Here is a 15,468-nt window from a genome sequence, read left to right on the forward strand (position 1 = left end):
TGCGCCGGCCACCCGGTCAGCGAGCCGATCGGCTCCGCACGGCGAAAACGCCCTCGAAGAACGTCACCAGTTCGCCCGTCGCTGCCAGCGGCAGGACGTTCGCCACGTAGTGGTCCGGGCGCACGACGACCACGGCGCCGTCGCGGTCGACGCCGCGTGCCTCGAAGATGTCGTCGTCCGGGGCCGCGGCGTAGACCTTCTCGTAGTCGACCACCTCGAACGGCCCCACCTTCGGCAGAAAAGTCCTCGGCACCGATCCGAGGTCCACGTCGGTGTGCTTCTGCTGGTAGATCACCTTCACGTCGAACCAGGCGTCGACGTCGAGGCCCTCCGGCGTGCGGGCGAGCACCGGAGACTCCGCAGAGCCGCCGATCCACTCGGCGAAATCGCGTACCTTCGAACGCTCCCCCGGCGCCGGACGGTCGGCGAACACGTAGATCCGCCAGCGGCCGTCGGCACGGTGATGGTGGCCAAGGTGCACCGGGTTGCCGTCGCAGACACGGGTGACGGGGTTCGACTTGAAGCGCTTGCCGACCGGGAAACCGGTCGCCAGCTCCTGGTGCACGGCCTCGGCGACGATCATCGACGGCTGGTACTGCGTCATCAGCCCGGCGGGGAACTCGGCGGTCTTGACGTAGAAGTCCTCGAGTTCGGTGGGATCGTCGAGTTCCCCCGGTTTCGCGGCCATCAGGCTCGACCACCGCCGGTCGAAATCGATCAGGTCACGGGCGATCACCCGGCGTTCCGCGGAGTAGGTGTCCAAAAGGGACTCCGGTGCTCGCCCGTCGAGCACGTGCGCGACCTTCCAGGCGATGTTCCAGCCGTCCTGAATGGACACGTTCATGCCCTGTCCGGCCTTGGCGCTGTGGGTGTGGCAAGCATCGCCGGTGATGAACACCCGGGGGCCGCGGAGGCCGGTGAGTTCCTCAGGCACGTCGTCGAACTTGTCGGTGAGCCGGTGCCCGACCTCGTAGACGCTGCGCCACGCGACGTGCTTCACCGTCAGCGTGTACGGGTGCAGGATCCGGTTGGCGCGGGCCTCGACCTGCTCCTGCGTGGTGTCGCGGACCGCGCCACGGTCGTCCTCGGGAAGTTCACCGAGGTCGACGTACATCCGGAACAGGTGGTTGCCCTCGCGCGGGATGTGCAGGATGCTGCCGCCGTCGTGGGACTGGATCGCGCACTTCGTGCGGATGTCGGGGAAGTCGGTCTCGGCGAGCACGTCCATCACGCCCCACGCGTGGTTGGCACGGTCGCCGAGCAGTTCGCGGCCGATCGACTCGCGTACCTTGCTGCGCGCGCCATCGCAGCCGATGACGTACTTGGCGCGAACGATCCGCTCGGTCCCCTCGTCCGGCCCGGCGGTGTGGCGCAGCGTTACCGTGACCGGGAACTCGCCCTCCTCGGCCACGTCGAGGGTGACGAATTCGTAGCCGTAGTCCGGAACCAGCCGGGCCGGGGCGTTGCGCGCGGCCTCGGCGAAGAAGTCGAGAACGCGGGCCTGGTTGACGATCAGGTGCGGGAACTCGCTGACCCCGCTCGGATCGTCCGGGGTCAGCGCGGTGCGGATGATGTTCCGCGGCTGCTCGGGATCCGGCTTCCAGAAGGCCATTTCGGTGATCCGGTAGGCCTCCTCGGTGATCCGGCCGGCGAAGCCGAACGCCTGGAAGGTTTCCACGCTGCGGGCCTGGATCCCATCCGCCTGCCCGACCACGAGCCGGCCGGGCCTGCGCTCGACGATCCGGGTGACGATGCCGGGGAACTGGGCCAGCTGCGCGGCGGCGATCATGCCGGCCGGACCACTGCCCACGATCAGGACATCGACCTCGCCGGGCAGTTCGTCAGGCCGGTCGAGGCCTACGCCCGCGGCCGGCTGGACGTGCGGATCACCCGAGACGTATCCGTGGTGGTGGAACTGCAACGGTCTCTCCTCACAGCGAATGACCCAGTTTGAAGCCCTGCTCGTCGTTCTCCTTGCGGGTGTAGGAGAAACCGTCGGCGCCCACCGTGACCGCCATTTCGCTGGCCTCGGTGCGCTTGCGCAGTGGTTGCGGAGCGCCGTCGAGATCGAGCACCGGCGAGGCTTCGGTGTACCAGGAGGGCACGACCGGGTTGCCCCACCAGTCGCGGCGCTGGTTGTCGTGGACGTCCCAGGTGACGACGGGGTTGTCCGGGTCGCCCGTGTAGTAGTCCTGGGTGTAGATCTCGACCCGGTGCCCGTCGGGATCGCGGATGTAGAGGTAGAAGGCGTTGGACACCCCGTGCCGGCCGGGACCCCGCTCGATGACGTCGGACCGGCGCAGCGCACCGAGCTTGTCGCAGATGGCCAGGATGTTGTGCTTCTCGTGGGTGGCGAAGGCGAGGTGGTGCAGCCGGGGCCCGTCCCCACCGGTCAGTGCCGTGTCGTGCACGGTGTCCTTGCGCCGCAGCCAGGCGGCGTAGGTGGTGCCCGCCTCGTCCTTGATGTCCTCGGTGACCCGGAAACCCAGGTCCTCCAGGTATTTCCGGCCGCTCGGCACGTCCGGGGTGACCTGGTTGAAGTGGTCGAGCCGAACCAGCGCGCCCGGGGTGTAGAGATCGTAGCGCCAGGCCAGCCGCTCGACGTGCTCCACTTCGTAGAAGAACTCGTAAGGGAAACCGAGCGGATCGACGACCCGCACCGAGTCGCCGACGCCTTTGGTGAAGCCCTTTTTCCGTCGTTCGGTGCGGCAGCCGCGCGCGGCGTACCACTGCTGCGCGCGGTCGACGTCCTCCGGAGTCCGCACCCGGTAGGCGAACGCGGCCGCGGCGGCGACCGGTCCCTTGCGCAGCACCAGGTTGTGGTGGATGAACTCCTCGAGCGTGCGTAGATGGATCGCCTCGTCGTCCTCGGCGGTGACCACCAGTCCGAGCACGTCGACGTAGAACTCCCTGGCCGCGGCGAGGTCAGTGACCACCAGGTCCAGGTAGGCGCAGCGCACGATGTCCGGCGGGATGGGAGTCTGCGGAGAAACACTCATCGTCGAGTTCCCTTCACGAGCGGGACGCCTCAGGCGCCGAACTTCGGGGTGTGCACCGGAGCCAGGGAAATGTGCATGGCCTGCTGGTCGGAGTAGAAGTCCAGCGACCGGTAGCCGCCCTCGTGGCCGAGCCCGGACGCCTTGACCCCGCCGAACGGGGTGCGCAGGTCGCGGACGTTGTGCGAGTTCAGCCAGACCATCCCGGCCTCGATCCGCTGGCCGAACGTGTGCGCGCGCTCCAGGTTCGAGGTCCACACGTAGGCGGCCAGTCCGTACTTGACGTCGTTGGCCAGCCGCAGGGCTTCCTCGTCGCTGTCGAACGGGGTGATCGCCACGACCGGACCGAAGATCTCCTCCTGGAAGATCCGGGCGGTCGGCGGCACGTCCACGAAGACGGTCGGGCGCACGTAGTTGCCGGATTCCAGGCCCTCGGGGCGTCCGCCGCCTGCCGCCAGCTTCGCTTCGGTCCGGCCGATCTCGATGTAGCCGGCCACCTTCTCGTAGTGCTCGGGGTGGACGAGCGCTCCGACCTCGGTGGCCGGATCGTGCGGATCGCCGACCCTGACGTTCTCCGCGCGTTCGACGTAGCGGCGCACGAACTCGTCGTAGATACCGCGCTCGACCAGGATCCGGCTCCCGGCGGTGCAGCGCTCGCCGTTGAGGGAGAAGACGCCGAAGACCGTGGAGTCGATCGCGGCGTCCAGGTCGGCGTCGGCGAAGACGACCGCGGGACTCTTCCCGCCGAGCTCCATCGAGAGGCCCTTGAGGGTCGGCGCGGCGTTCGCGAAGATGGTCTGGCCCGTGGCGGATTCCCCGGTGAACGAGATCAGCCGCACGTCCTCGTGTTTGACCAGCGCGTCCCCGGCTTCCTCGCCGAGCCCGTTGACGATGTTGAACACCCCGTCGGGCACCCCGGCCTCGCGGAAGATCTCCGGCCACAGCCCCGCCGAAAGCGGCGTGAACTCCGCCGGTTTGAGCACCACCGTGCAGCCCGAGGCCAGTGCCGGGGCCAGCTTCCAGCTCTCCAGCATGAACGGCGTGTTCCACGGCGTGATCAGCCCGGCCACGCCCTTGGGCTTGCGGTTGACGTAGTTGACCTGCTTGCCGGGCACCTTGTAGGTGTCGTCGGCCTGCGCCACGATCAGGTCGGCGAAGAACCGGAAGTTCTCCGCGGCCCGTTTGGCCTGGCCGAGGGACTGGGTGATCGGCAGGCCGGTGTCGAAGGTCTCCAGCTCCGCCAGCCGCTCGTTGCGGGTTTCCACGATGTCGGCGATGCGGTAGAGGATCCGGGCCCGCTCCCGCGGCAGCATCCCCGGCCACGGGCCCTCCTCGAACGCCCTGCGTGCCGCGGCGACCGCCCGATCGACGTCGGCCGGTTTGCCCGCCGCCGCGTGCAGGTAGGCCTGGTTGGACACCGGGTCGATGACCTCGAAGGTGGCGCCGTCGAGGCTGTCGGTGAACTCGCCGTCGATGAAATGCCGGATGCGTTCGGGCAGCTCGGCCGGTACGTGCTGAATGGCCATGGTCAGTTGCCTCCGGCGATGGTGTCGGCTTCGGTGACCGGCGACAGGTACCCGGCACCCTCGTCGAGCAGCGCGCGGATCTTGTCCTTGCCCGCGTCGGTCGGCGCGATCAGCGGCGACCGGACGTGGCCGGAGCGGATCAAGCCCCGCTCGGCCAGCACCCATTTGACCGGCGCCGGATTGGTCTCCACGAAGATCAGGTCCACCAGCGGGTGCAGTCCGTAGTGGATGTCCAGTGCGTCCTCGAGCCGCCCGTCGCGGAACGCGTCGTACATCTTCTTCGTCGCCGCGGGCGCGATGTTCGCGGTGGCGCTGACGAAACCGGTGCCGCCGAGCGCCAGCAGCGGCAGGCACAGCAATTCGATGCCCGACCACACCAGCAGCTCCCGCCCGGCCGCCTTGATCACCCGCGAGAAGTGCTCGAAATCCTTGGTGGTCTCCTTGATGCCGACGAAGTTCGGCACGTCGCGATGCAGCCTCGCGACCGTCTCCGGCGCGATCTCCACCGCCGTCCGGCTCGGCACGTTGTAGGCGATGATCGGCAGTTCCGGGTATTCCGCGGCGACCGTGGAGTACCAGACGTAGAGCGCTTCCTGGGTCGGCCGCGCGTAGTAGGGCGTGATGATCAACGCCGCGTCCACGCCCGCCTCGTAGGCCGCGCCGGTGAGCTCGATGGTCTCGTCGAGCTTGGCCGAGCCGGTCCCCGGCACGACCGGCGCGCGTCCGTCGACGGTCTTCAGCACCGTCCGGATCGCCGCCGCGCGCTCGTCGATGGTCTGCGCGCTGGGCTCACCGGTGGAGCCGCCGATGGACACGCCGTCGGAGCCCTGCCTCAGCTGCCACTCCACGAGGTTCGCCAGCGATGCGTGGTCGACCGCGCCTTCGTCGGTGAACGGCGTGATCACCGGGGCGATCGATCCGGTCAGCTGCTCGGGTAGGGTGCGCCAGGCACCCGGTCGGTTGCTCATTTCGGTCCCTCCTGCGAGATACGTGCCTCGCGCTCGGCGTCGTAGCGGCGGCGCCACTCGCCGGTCAGCGGGTACAAACCCTGTACTGGTGTGCCTTCGGCGACCCGCGCGGCGATCCAGGCTTCTTCGGCTTCCTGTGCGACGGCGGCGTCGAGCACGTCGCCCAGCAGCGCGGGCGGGATGACCAGCACGCCGTCGTCGTCGCCGACGATGACGTCTCCGGGCTGCACGGTCGCGCCACCGCAGGCCACGGTGAGATCGGCATCCCACGGCACGTGTTTGCGTCCGAGCACCGCCGGGTGCGGGCCGCTGGAGAACGTCGGGATGTCGAGATCCTTTACCGCGCTGTGGTCGCGCACCCCGCCGTCGGTGACGATGCCCGCGGCACCCAGCACCTGGGCGCGCAGCGCGAGAATGTCGCCGACGGTGCCGCTGCCGCGTTCGCCACGCGCCTCGACCACGAGCACGTCGCCGGGGCTGAGTGAGTCGAAAGTCCGCTTCTGGGCGTTGTAACCGCCGCCGTGGCTGCGGAAAAGGTCCTCTCGAGCGGGAACGAAGCGCAACGTGCGTGCCCGGCCGATGATCTTGCTGCCGGGTTTGTCGCTGCGCACACCGTCGATCGACAGCTGGTTGTAGCCGTGCTTGCGCAGCTGGGCGGACAGCGTCGCGACCGAGACCTTGCGCAGCTTGGCGACGAGGTCCTCGGTGAGTTCGAACGGTGACTCCAGGCCGGCGGCCTCGCGGCTGCCCCACGCCTCGGCACGCTGGTGATCGTCGACAGCCGGCTGCGCGCTGAACTCGGGCAGCACTTCGGATCCTTCGGTCACCTCGGTGCGCAGCCGGCCAGTCCGATGTTCGGTGCCGGGCACGTCGACCTCGACCTCGACGACGTCGCCGGGCACGACCACCGACGATCCGGCCGGCGTGCCGGTGAGCACCACGTCACCGGGCTCGAGCGTGATCAGCTGCGACAGATCGGCGATCAGCTCGCCGAACGGGAAGACCAGGGTGCCGGCGGAGTCCTCCTGCACCAGCTCGCCGTTGACCCAGGTGCGCACACGCAGCGCGGCCGGGTCGATCTCGGCGGCGGGAAGGGTCGCCGGCCCGAGCGGGGTGTAGCCGTCACCGCCCTTGGAACGCAGGTTCGAACCCTTGTCCGCGCTCCGCAGGTCGTAGACGCCCAGGTCGTTCGCCGCGGTCACGGCGGCCACGTGCGACCAGCCGTCCGCGGGCGCGATGCGACGGGCGGACCGGCCGATGACCAGCGCGATCTCCCCTTCGAAGGCAAGCAGCTCGGCCCCGGCGGGGCGTTCGACCGCCTGCCCGGCGGCCGCCAGCGAGGTCACCGGCTTGAGGAAATACGACGGTTTCGCCGGGGTCCGGCCGCGCTGGGCGATCCGCGACGGATAGTTGAGGTGGACCGCGACCACCTTGCCCGGACGGCCCACCACGGGGTGCCGGTGAAGGCCGGTTTCCTCGGACGGCCGAACTGAGTCGTGCGACATGGCGGCAATCGTATACGATGACATATCTGATCACAACGGTTCTGATCACGACGAGGCAGCGAAGCGGAGTCCGGAAGCAGACCGGGGCTCCGGCAAGATGGAGTGCCACGCGGGCGAAACGAGGAACGATGGCCACCGACGCACCGGCCGAGCAGGCCAGGACCAGCAAGTCCCAGCTGGCTTACGAGTGGCTGCGTGAACGGATCGTCTCGCACCGCTTCACGCCCGGCTACCGGCTGGTGCTCAGCCAGATCGCCGCCGAGCTGGGCATCAGCACCGTCCCGGTCCGGGAGGCCGTCCGCCGGCTGGAGGCCGAAGGGCTGGTGACCTTCGAGAAGAACATCGGTGCCCAGGTCGCGTTGGTCGACGAGGGTGAGTACGCCACGACGATGCAGACGCTCGCCGTGGTCGAAGGCGCCGCGACCGGTTTCTCCGCTCCCCTGCTGACGGCCGAGGACCTGACGCAGGCCCGTGCGGTGAACCAGCAGATGCGCGAATGCCTCGAGCACTTCGATCCGCGCCGGTTCACCGACCTCAACGAGAAGTTCCACGCGGTGCTGTTCCAGCACTGCCCGAACCCGTCCATGACCGATCTGGTGCACCGGGGCTGGAGCCGGCTGCGGATGCTGCGTGACTCGATCTTCGGTTTCGTACCGGGCCGCGCCGTGCAGTCGGTGGCCGAGCACGACCACATCGTCGACCTGATCGAAAGCGGCGCCGACCCGATCGACGTGGAACTCGCCGTGCGCAGGCACCGCACGGAAACCCTGGACGCGTTCCTGCACTTCCAGCACGTACCGGCGGACGGCTGAGCGCGCCCGTCACGACCTGCTTGTGCCGCAAGCGATTGCGACGGCCGGCGCGCTCGCGGGGCTCATTCGCGCCGGGAGGTCTCCCGGATGCCGGCCAGCACCACGTCGGTGACCTGCTCGGCGACCGCGCGGGTGAAGGGGCGCACGCCACGGCTCACGTAGAGGTGCACCGGACTGCAGAGCAGTTCGCCGAAGAAGTAGGCGTCGACCGGGGGAAGTTCGCCCCGCTCGACGGCCACCTCCACCCTCGTCCGCATGACTTCCAGGCGTTGTTCGAAGACTGCGGCGACCGCACGGGCCACGTTCGGGTTTTCGTGGCCCGTCAGCGCGGCGCTCTGCACCGCGCGACCGGTCGGCGTGTCGAGGGTGGCGGCCAGGTCGATCAGGAACTCGATCAGGTCCCGGCGCAGGTCACCGGTGTCGGTGAGAACGGCCGTCTCCGCGGCGTACCGCAGCAGTGCCTCGCTGACCAGCGTTTCCCGCTCCGGCCAGTTCCGGTAGACGCTCGACTTGTGCACCCCGGCCAGTTCGGCCAGCTCGTCGTAACGCAGGCCTGCCAGGCCGTGCCTGCCGACGAGCTGGACGGTCGCGTCGAGGATCCGCTCCCGCACGCGAGCGGTGCGCCCACCCGGCCGCGAGGCCGCCGGTTGCCTTGACGAGCCGTCCGCCATCTGCCGCTCACTCCTCGCTCTCCTCGCGGGGTGATTCTCCGTCAGCGCCGCTGCCCGCACCGGCAAGGGTCTGCTAACGTGGAGTCTAACGAGAACTTTCGTCGCTTTAGCTTGTCTCGGGGTGAACCAACCGGCACCACCGCGAACGACGTCCGCGCGGGAACCAGGGAGTACGTATGAACATCCTCGTATCGGGTGCCGGCATCGCCGGTCTCAGCACGGCTCTGGACCTCGGCGTGCGCGGGCATCAGGTGACCGTCGTCGAACGTGCGGGCCACCTGCGCATCAACGGGTCGCCCATCGACGTCCGCGGCGACGCGATCGGGGTCACCGCGGAGATGGGACTGCTCGACGCGATCCGCGCGAAACGGGTCGACATGTCCGAGCGCACCCGATTCGTCGACCGCGAGGGCACGGTGATCGCCCGGGTGCCGTACGAGGAGGTGAACGATTCCGCCGACGACATCGAGATTCCCCGCGAAGACCTGACGAACATCCTCGCCGCGGCGCTGCCGCCGAACGCCACGATCCGGTTCCGGGAAAGCGTCGCCGCCCTCACCGAGGACGGCGACGGGGTCGACGTGCGTTTCGCCTCCGGTGGCTCCGCGCGGTTCGACCTCGTCGTCGGCGCCGACGGCCTGCACTCGCGCGTGCGGAAGCTGGTGTTCGGACCGGAAAGCGACTACCTGCGACATTTGGGCCTGTACGTCGGCATCACCGAACTGAATTCCGAAGACTTCGGCGACGACGACCGCGGCACAATGTACAACTATCCGGGACATATGGCCGGCATCACCGGCTATCACGACAAAGTGCTCGGGATTCTCCTGTTCCGGTCCGAGTTCATCGACTACGACTACCGCGACCTGGATGCCCAGAAGCGGATTGTCATCGACGCTTTCGCCGGGCACGAAGAATGGAAAATCCCGCGCCTGCTGGCCGCGGTCGATGCCGACCCCGAGTTCTACTTCGATTCGGTCAGCCAGATTCACTTGCCGACCTGGCACCGCGGCCGGGTGGTATTGGTCGGTGACGCCGGATACTGCGCCGCACTGCTCTCCGGCCGCGGCACTTCACTGGCCCTCACCGGCGGCCTATTCCTGGCCGAGGAACTCGAACGTGCCGGCGGCGACCACACGGTGGCATTCGACCACTACGAGAAACGCCAGCGCCCGTACGTCGAATTCGCCCAGAGCACCGTCGACGTCGGTGGCGCAATCCTGGCGCCCGCCACGCAGGAAGCGATCACCGCACGCAACACCCGGCTCCGCTCCCTTCCCGCAAAGTCCAGGGAACCGAAAGGCGAACGGGCGTAGGCTTCCGCAACCAACCGGTCCCGCATTTCGCGGCCGGCCCGGGGCAGCTCCAGGACGCGCACCTGGCCCTCCGCCGGAAGTCGACGCACGCATGGCGGCGAGCTGGTCGGGATGCCGGAGCAACGCGAGGGTGCCGAGCCCGACCATGTTCGCGGTGGTTTCGTGCCCGACCACCAGCACCATAATCCCGGCTCAGGGCACCATCCGTCCACTGTGGTCACCGCGGAGGATGTCGATGATCTCGGAATCGTCGTGTCCGGTCAGGCCCGCTCGGTGTCCGGCCAGGAAGATCTGCTCGGCCGCGGACGCCAGCGGCGCCGGGTGGGCGCTGTCGCGTGCCGCGTCGGTGACCAGGCCCATGTCCTTGAGGATGATGCCGAGCGCGCTGCGGACCTCGGCGCTGCCGTGCACCATGCGTTCCCCGCGGTCCTCGAGCATGAACGACGCCGCGGCGCCCGTCCGTACAACGTCCCAGGTGGCGGCCGGATCGAGGTGCATGGCCTCGGCCAGCGCCAGTGCCTCGGCCGCCGCGGCGATGTGCACGCCGCACAGGAGTTGGTTGACCAGCTTGACCTTCTGGCCGTCACCGGGTGCGGTGCCCACGTGCGGGGCGGTGCGGGCGAGCGTGTCGAGGAGCGGCCGGACGCGGTCCACCGCCAGGTCCGGGCCACCGGCCATGATCAGCAGATCACCGTCCGCCGCACGCGCGGCACCACCGGAGACCGGGGAGTCCACCAGGTCGATCCCCCGCCGCGCGAGCCGCTCGGCCCACCGCGCGACCGGCGCGGGGCCGATCGTGGCCATCACGACGACCACGCTTCCGGGCACGAGTGCTCCGGCTGCCGAATCGTCCCCGAACAGCACGCTTTCCACCTGGTCCGCGGTCGCGACCATGACGACAAGCGTGGCCACCCCCGTTGCCGCCAGCTTGATCGACGCCGCCGGCGCCACTCCGTCGGCGGCCAGCGCCTCCGCGCGAGACGGGTTGACGTCGTAGGCGGTGACGTCGTGCCCGCCGCGCGCCGCGCAGACGGCCATCGGCGAGCCCATTGCGCCGAGCCCGATCCACCCGACGCGCGTCACGATGCGTCCTTTTCGGACAGTGCCGTGGCACGCAACGTGCGCGCGGTGTCGGCGATCAGGTCCTCCTGTCCGACGATCAGCCCCCGCCTGCCGACCTCGACCAGCAGCTTCCGCACGTCGACGTCGTAGTTCCCGGCGGCCTTCTCCGCATGCCGCAGGAAACTCGAGTACACCCCGGCGTAGCCCAGCGTCAACGTTTCCCGATCCACCCGGACCGGCCGGTCCTGGATGGGCCGCACCAGATCGTCGGCCGCGTCCTGCAGGGCGAACACGTCGCAGGCGTGTTCCCAGCCCAGTAGATCGGCGACCGCGACGAACGCTTCCAGCGGCGTGTTGCCCGCCCCCGCGCCGTGCCCGGCCAGCGAAGCGTCCACGCGGTGCGCACCTTCTTCGACCGCGGCCACGGAGTTCGCCACCGACAGCGAGAGGTTTTCGTGGGCGTGGATGGCGATTTCGGTCACGGGGTCGAGTACCTCGCGGTAGGCCCGGATCCGCGCCCGCACCGCGTCCATGGTCATCCGCCCGGCCGAATCGACCACGTAAACGCAGTGGGCGCCGGCCTTTTCCGCGAGCTTGGCCGAGGCGGCCAGCTCGTCCGGCGGCAGGAAGTGCGACATCATCAGGAAACCGGACACGTCCAGTCCCATCTCCCTGGCCTGCTCGATGTGCTGCAGCCCGGTGCCCGGTTCGGCGCAGTGCACCGCGATCCGGACCGAACCGACGCCGAGCCCGTAGGCACGGCGAAGGTCGCCGATCGTGCCGATTCCGGGGATGAGCAACGTGGTCAGCCGGGCCCGGGAGACGACCTCCGCGATCGCGGCGATCCACTCGTCGTCGGTGTGGCTGGCCGCGCCGTAGGTGAGGGTGGAGGCGGCGAGCCCGTCGCCGTGCGCGACCTCGATCGCGTCCACGCCCGCCGCGTCCAGCGCGGCGGCGATTTCCACGAGCCGTTCCAGGCCGATGCGGTGCCGGATGGCGTGCATGCCATCGCGCAAGGTCACGTCCTGGAGGAAGACTTTCGGCACTTCAGGCCACCTCGCCTTCGAGCGCGACCGAGCCGAGCCGCGCGGCCACGTCGACGGCCGCCGTGGTGATGATGTCGAGGTTCCCCGCATGCGTGCCGAGATGGTCGCCGGCGCCGCGCACCTCCAGCGAAACCGCCACCTCCGCGTGCTTTCGCGTAGTGTCCCCGAGCAGCGTGCGCAGTGGCTCGTCCGTTCCGAGGGAACGGAAAGCGACGTCCTGGTTGAGCCGGTACCCGGGCACCGTGGCACTCACCTCCGCCACCGCCGCCGAGACCGCGGCGGAGATCGAGTCGCGCAGCGTGGCGTCGAGCTCGTCGACGATGCCGAGCACGGTGACCCGCATGGCCATCGGCGGATCCGCCGGGTTGAGCACCGTGACCGCCTTGCCCCGGCGCGCCCCACCGACGAGCTGGATCGCCCTGCTCGTGGCCCCGGTGAACTCGTCGAGGTTGGCACGCAGACCCGGCCCCGCCGACGACGACGCGATCGAGACGACGACCTCGGCGTAGTGCACCGGCACGACCTGGGTGAGCGCGTGCACCACGGGAATGGCCGCCTGGCCGGAACAGCCGATCAGGCTGAGTTCCGGACCGCCGAAGTCCGGAGTCACCGACGGCACCACGAGCTGCCCGGTCGTCACCGGCGTCAGCGTGACCAGTTGCCGGCCCGGCGCGCCGAGCGCGGCCGCATGAGCCTCGTGCGCCGCGGCGGTGGACGCGTCGAGCACCACCGTGACCTCCTTGAAGGCGTCCAGTTCGAGCAGCCCGGCCACGCCGCGGCCGGTGGTGGCCACACCCAGCGCACGGGCCTTGGCCAGCCCCGCCGAATCCGGCTCCACGTCCGCCACGGCCACCGGCTCCAGCTCCGGATGGCGGCTCAGCTTGACGAGCAGGTCGGTGCCGACGTGGCCCGGCCCGATGATGGCGACCTTCGTCGTCATGGGTCACTCCTCACGGGGGACTGCGCTCAGTGGCTGGCCCGGGGTACGTCCGAACCTCGTTTGCCGCGAAGGAAATCGAGGTCGGCACCGGTGTCGGCCTGGGTGACGTGCCGCAGGTAGAGCTGGGTGTAACCGCCGATCTCCGGCAGCTTCTCGGCGCCGCGGGCGGCCCTCCTGCGCGTCAGCTCGGCATCGTCCACCGCCAGATGCAGCCGCCGCGCCGGCACGTCCAGTTCGATCAGGTCACCGTCCTGCACCAGCGCGAGCGGGCCACCGGCGGCGGACTCCGGAGCCACGTGCAGCACGACCGCGCCGAACGCGGTTCCGCTCATCCGCGCGTCGGAAACGCGGACCATGTCGGTGACCCCGGCACGCAGCAGCTTGGCGGGAATCGGCAGGTTGCCCATTTCCGGCATGCCCGGATACCCCTTCGGCCCGGCGCCCTTGAGCACCAGCACCGAATCGGCGTGCACGTCCAGCTCCGGATCGTCGATCCGGGCACGCAGGTCGTCGATGTCCTCGAACACCACCGCCGGGCCGCGGTGCACCAGCAGCTCTTTCGTCGCCGCGGACGGCTTGATGATCGCCCCGTCCGGAGCCAGATTCCCGTGCAGCACGGCGATTCCGGCGTCCTCCTGCAGCGGGTCGTCGACCGTCCGGATCGCCGGCGAGCCCCAGCCGGTCATCCCGGCCACGTTCTCCCCGAGGGTGCGCCCGGTGACCGTCGGCGCGTCGAGGTGCAGGAAATCACGCAGTTCGTTGATCACCACGGGGACGCCACCCGCGTCGAAGAACTCCTCCATCAGGAACTTGCCCGACGGCACGAGATCGACCAGCAGCGGCACGCCCGCGGCCAGCTCGTCGAAATCGTCCAGCCGCAGCTCGCTCCCGGCCCGGCCGGCGATGGCCAGCAGGTGCACCACCGCGTTGGTCGATCCGCCGATCGCGGCGTTGACCCGGATGGCGTTCTCGAGCGCCTGCCGGGTCAGCACCTTCGACAGCCGGAGATCCTCGTGCACCATCTCGACCGCACGGAGACCGGTGTCGTGCGCGAGACTGCGGCGCCGGGCGTCGACCGCGGGGATGGCCGCGTTGCCGGTGAGCGCGACGCCCATCGTCTCGACCATCGACGCCATCGTGGACGCGGTGCCCATCGTGTTGCAGCTGCCGTTCGAGCGCCACATGCACACCTCGGCGCCGACGAACTGCTCCGAGGTCATCGTCCCCGCGCGAACCCGGTCGTACATCTCGTAGGTACCGGTGCCGGACGGGAGCTGCACGCCGTCGCGGCGGCCGGTCAGCGTCGGACCACCGGAGAGCACGATGCTCGGCAGGTCGACGCTGGCCGCCCCCATCAGCACCGCGGGGGTGGTCTTGTCGCAGCCGGCGAGCAGCACGACGCCGTCGAGCGGATTGGCCCGGATCGTCTCCTCGACGTCCATGCTGACCAGGTTGCGGTACATCATCGTGGACGGGCGCATGAGCGTCTCGCCCAGTGACGTCACCGGAAACTCCAGCGGCAGCCCGCCCGCCTCGTACACGCCGCGGGCGACGTACTCGGCGAGGTCGCGCAGGTGTGCGTTGCACGGCGCCAGCTGTGACCAGGTGTTGCAGATGCCGATCACCGGGCGGCCGTCGAACATCCGGTCCGGCACGCCCATCGCCTTGATCCCGGACCGGTGGAAGAACCCGGTCTTGTCCGCGCCGCCGAACCACGCTTGGGAACGACGCGGGTTTTCGCCGGTCATCCCGCCTCCACCAGCCGGTCGCTGACCGCGCGGGCGGCTTCGTGCACCGACTTCGTGATCTGTGCCCCGGACTTCTCGAACGTGCTGCGGATCGTGGTCACCGAGATCGCGGCGACCGCGAACCCCGTCGCGTCGATGATCGGCGCCGCGACGCAGCGGACCTCCTCCACCAGCTCACCGTCGTCGAGGGCGTACCCCTTCTCCCGCGCGGTGTCCAGGCGCTCCCGCAGCTCGGCGACCGAGTTCGCGGTGGACCGCGTGTACGGCGCGGGGTGGAACTCCCGCAGGTAGCGGTCGCGGACCTCGTCCGGCGAGAACGCCAGGATGGCCTTGCCCAGCGCGGTGACGTAGGCGGGCACCTCGCTGCCCGGCACCGGCTCGACCCGGATGAGCTGCCGGGACGGGACGCTGTCGGCGTAGATGATCGAACCCTGGTGCAGGGTGGCCAGGTTGACCGTCTCGTGGAAGGCGTCGGCCAGCTCGACCAGCTTGGGCCGGGCGAGGTCGATCAGCCCGCTGCGGTCCTTGACCGAGTTCGCGATCGCGACCAGCTTCATGGTGAGCCGGTACCGCCGCGTCTCGGCCACGTGCTCGACGTACCCCGCGCTCATCAACGTGCTGAGCAGGCGGTCGACCGCGGGTTTGGACAACGACAGCTCACGCGCCAGATCGGAGACCCCGCCGGACTCGCGCCGGCCCAGGCTCTCGATCAGCCGCATGGCGTTCGCCACCGAGGCGACCTCGCGGTCGCGGCGGGCCGACGCGGCCTGCGCGTCGGACGGCTCCGATGACACATCGACTCCTCAGGGTTCGCGGTGCGAGGTGCACCTGGTGAACGCGACTCTATGGTTCGCCATCCGAATCGTCAATCCTCAAGC

General features: G+C 69.5%; 13 protein-coding genes. 2 read left to right on the forward strand and 11 right to left on the reverse strand.

Translation table 11 applies throughout. From position 1 onward, the window contains the following. Positions 1–16 precede the first annotated feature (16 nt). The 5 genes from BJY18_RS21070 to BJY18_RS21090 are packed head-to-tail and all read right to left on the reverse strand — an operon-like array spanning position 17 to position 6,995. On the reverse strand, positions 17–1,921 hold the full coding sequence (locus tag BJY18_RS21070; RefSeq protein ID WP_184781586.1) for an FAD-binding monooxygenase: 1,905 nt from the start codon (positions 1,919–1,921) through the stop codon (positions 17–19). 10 nt (positions 1,922–1,931) lie between these two features. Further along, complete coding sequence (gene hpaD, locus BJY18_RS21075) at positions 1,932–2,999, reverse strand: 3,4-dihydroxyphenylacetate 2,3-dioxygenase (protein ID WP_184781587.1); 1,068 nt, start codon at positions 2,997–2,999, stop codon at positions 1,932–1,934. Between the two features lie 29 nt (positions 3,000–3,028). Next, positions 3,029–4,522 (reverse strand): 5-carboxymethyl-2-hydroxymuconate semialdehyde dehydrogenase, encoded by a 1,494-nt coding sequence (gene hpaE / locus BJY18_RS21080; RefSeq protein ID WP_184781588.1) that lies wholly within the window; start codon positions 4,520–4,522, stop codon positions 3,029–3,031. A gap of 2 nt (positions 4,523–4,524) precedes the next feature. After that, positions 4,525–5,490 (reverse strand): 4-hydroxy-tetrahydrodipicolinate synthase, encoded by a 966-nt coding sequence (gene dapA / locus BJY18_RS21085; protein WP_184781589.1) that lies wholly within the window; start codon positions 5,488–5,490, stop codon positions 4,525–4,527. Then, positions 5,487–6,995: a fumarylacetoacetate hydrolase family protein gene (locus BJY18_RS21090; RefSeq protein ID WP_184781590.1), complete on the reverse strand. Its 1,509-nt coding sequence runs from the start codon at positions 6,993–6,995 to the stop codon at positions 5,487–5,489. Before BJY18_RS21090 ends, dapA begins: the two co-directional genes overlap by 4 nt. A 128-nt stretch (positions 6,996–7,123) precedes the next feature. Here BJY18_RS21090 and BJY18_RS21095 point away from each other — a divergent pair, with 128 nt between their 5' ends. Continuing rightward, positions 7,124–7,807 carry a GntR family transcriptional regulator gene (locus tag BJY18_RS21095; RefSeq protein ID WP_184781591.1) on the forward strand — a complete coding sequence of 228 codons (684 nt, stop codon included), beginning with the start codon at positions 7,124–7,126 and terminating at the stop codon, positions 7,805–7,807. Between the two features lie 62 nt (positions 7,808–7,869). Here the strand turns inward: BJY18_RS21095 and BJY18_RS21100 are convergent, their stop codons facing one another. Beyond that, positions 7,870–8,478: a TetR/AcrR family transcriptional regulator gene (locus BJY18_RS21100; RefSeq protein WP_184781592.1), complete on the reverse strand. Its 609-nt coding sequence runs from the start codon at positions 8,476–8,478 to the stop codon at positions 7,870–7,872. Positions 8,479–8,654: 176 nt separating this feature from the next. On the opposite strand from BJY18_RS21100, the gene BJY18_RS21105 reads away from it, so the two are divergent. Next, positions 8,655–9,794, forward strand: coding sequence for an FAD-dependent monooxygenase (locus BJY18_RS21105; protein WP_184781593.1), 1,140 nt, complete (start codon positions 8,655–8,657; stop codon positions 9,792–9,794). Positions 9,795–9,986: 192 nt separating this feature from the next. On the opposite strand, the gene BJY18_RS21110 is transcribed toward BJY18_RS21105, so the two are convergent. Genes BJY18_RS21110 through BJY18_RS21130 form a run of 5 tightly spaced genes read right to left on the reverse strand, consistent with a single transcriptional unit; the run spans position 9,987 to position 15,384 of the window. Then, complete coding sequence (locus tag BJY18_RS21110; protein ID WP_184781594.1) at positions 9,987–10,877, reverse strand: NAD(P)-dependent oxidoreductase; 891 nt, start codon at positions 10,875–10,877, stop codon at positions 9,987–9,989. After that, positions 10,874–11,902, reverse strand: coding sequence for a 4-hydroxy-2-oxovalerate aldolase (gene dmpG, locus BJY18_RS21115; RefSeq protein WP_312873912.1), 1,029 nt, complete (start codon positions 11,900–11,902; stop codon positions 10,874–10,876). Before dmpG ends, BJY18_RS21110 begins: the two co-directional genes overlap by 4 nt. A 1-nt stretch (position 11,903) precedes the next feature. Further along, on the reverse strand, positions 11,904–12,842 hold the full coding sequence (locus BJY18_RS21120; RefSeq protein ID WP_184781596.1) for an acetaldehyde dehydrogenase (acetylating): 939 nt from the start codon (positions 12,840–12,842) through the stop codon (positions 11,904–11,906). 26 nt (positions 12,843–12,868) lie between these two features. After that, positions 12,869–14,590, reverse strand: coding sequence for an IlvD/Edd family dehydratase (locus BJY18_RS21125; RefSeq protein ID WP_184781597.1), 1,722 nt, complete (start codon positions 14,588–14,590; stop codon positions 12,869–12,871). Next, entirely contained in the window at positions 14,587–15,384 is a 798-nt protein-coding gene (locus BJY18_RS21130; protein WP_184781598.1) for an IclR family transcriptional regulator, read from the reverse strand. The genes BJY18_RS21125 and BJY18_RS21130 overlap by 4 nt, the downstream gene beginning before the upstream one ends. Positions 15,385–15,468: the final 84 nt, after the last annotated feature.

It is taken from the genome of Amycolatopsis jiangsuensis (assembly GCF_014204865.1).
GTDB classification, from domain to species: domain Bacteria; phylum Actinomycetota; class Actinomycetes; order Mycobacteriales; family Pseudonocardiaceae; genus Amycolatopsis; species Amycolatopsis jiangsuensis.

Excerpts from the sequence above, each read along its gene's own strand:
- hpaD (WP_184781587.1), bottom strand. The coding sequence starts at position 2,999 with ATGAGTGTTTCTCCGCAGACTCCCATCCCGCCGGACATCGTGCGCTGC.
- hpaE (WP_184781588.1), bottom strand. The coding sequence starts at position 4,522 with ATGGCCATTCAGCACGTACCGGCCGAGCTGCCCGAACGCATCCGGCAT.
- dapA (WP_184781589.1), bottom strand. The coding sequence starts at position 5,490 with ATGAGCAACCGACCGGGTGCCTGGCGCACCCTACCCGAGCAGCTGACC.
- BJY18_RS21090 (WP_184781590.1), bottom strand. The coding sequence starts at position 6,995 with ATGTCGCACGACTCAGTTCGGCCGTCCGAGGAAACCGGCCTTCACCGG.
- BJY18_RS21095 (WP_184781591.1), top strand. The coding sequence starts at position 7,124 with ATGGCCACCGACGCACCGGCCGAGCAGGCCAGGACCAGCAAGTCCCAG.
- BJY18_RS21100 (WP_184781592.1), bottom strand. The coding sequence starts at position 8,478 with ATGGCGGACGGCTCGTCAAGGCAACCGGCGGCCTCGCGGCCGGGTGGG.
- BJY18_RS21105 (WP_184781593.1), top strand. The coding sequence starts at position 8,655 with ATGAACATCCTCGTATCGGGTGCCGGCATCGCCGGTCTCAGCACGGCT.
- BJY18_RS21120 (WP_184781596.1), bottom strand. The coding sequence starts at position 12,842 with ATGACGACGAAGGTCGCCATCATCGGGCCGGGCCACGTCGGCACCGAC.
- BJY18_RS21125 (WP_184781597.1), bottom strand. The coding sequence starts at position 14,590 with ATGACCGGCGAAAACCCGCGTCGTTCCCAAGCGTGGTTCGGCGGCGCG.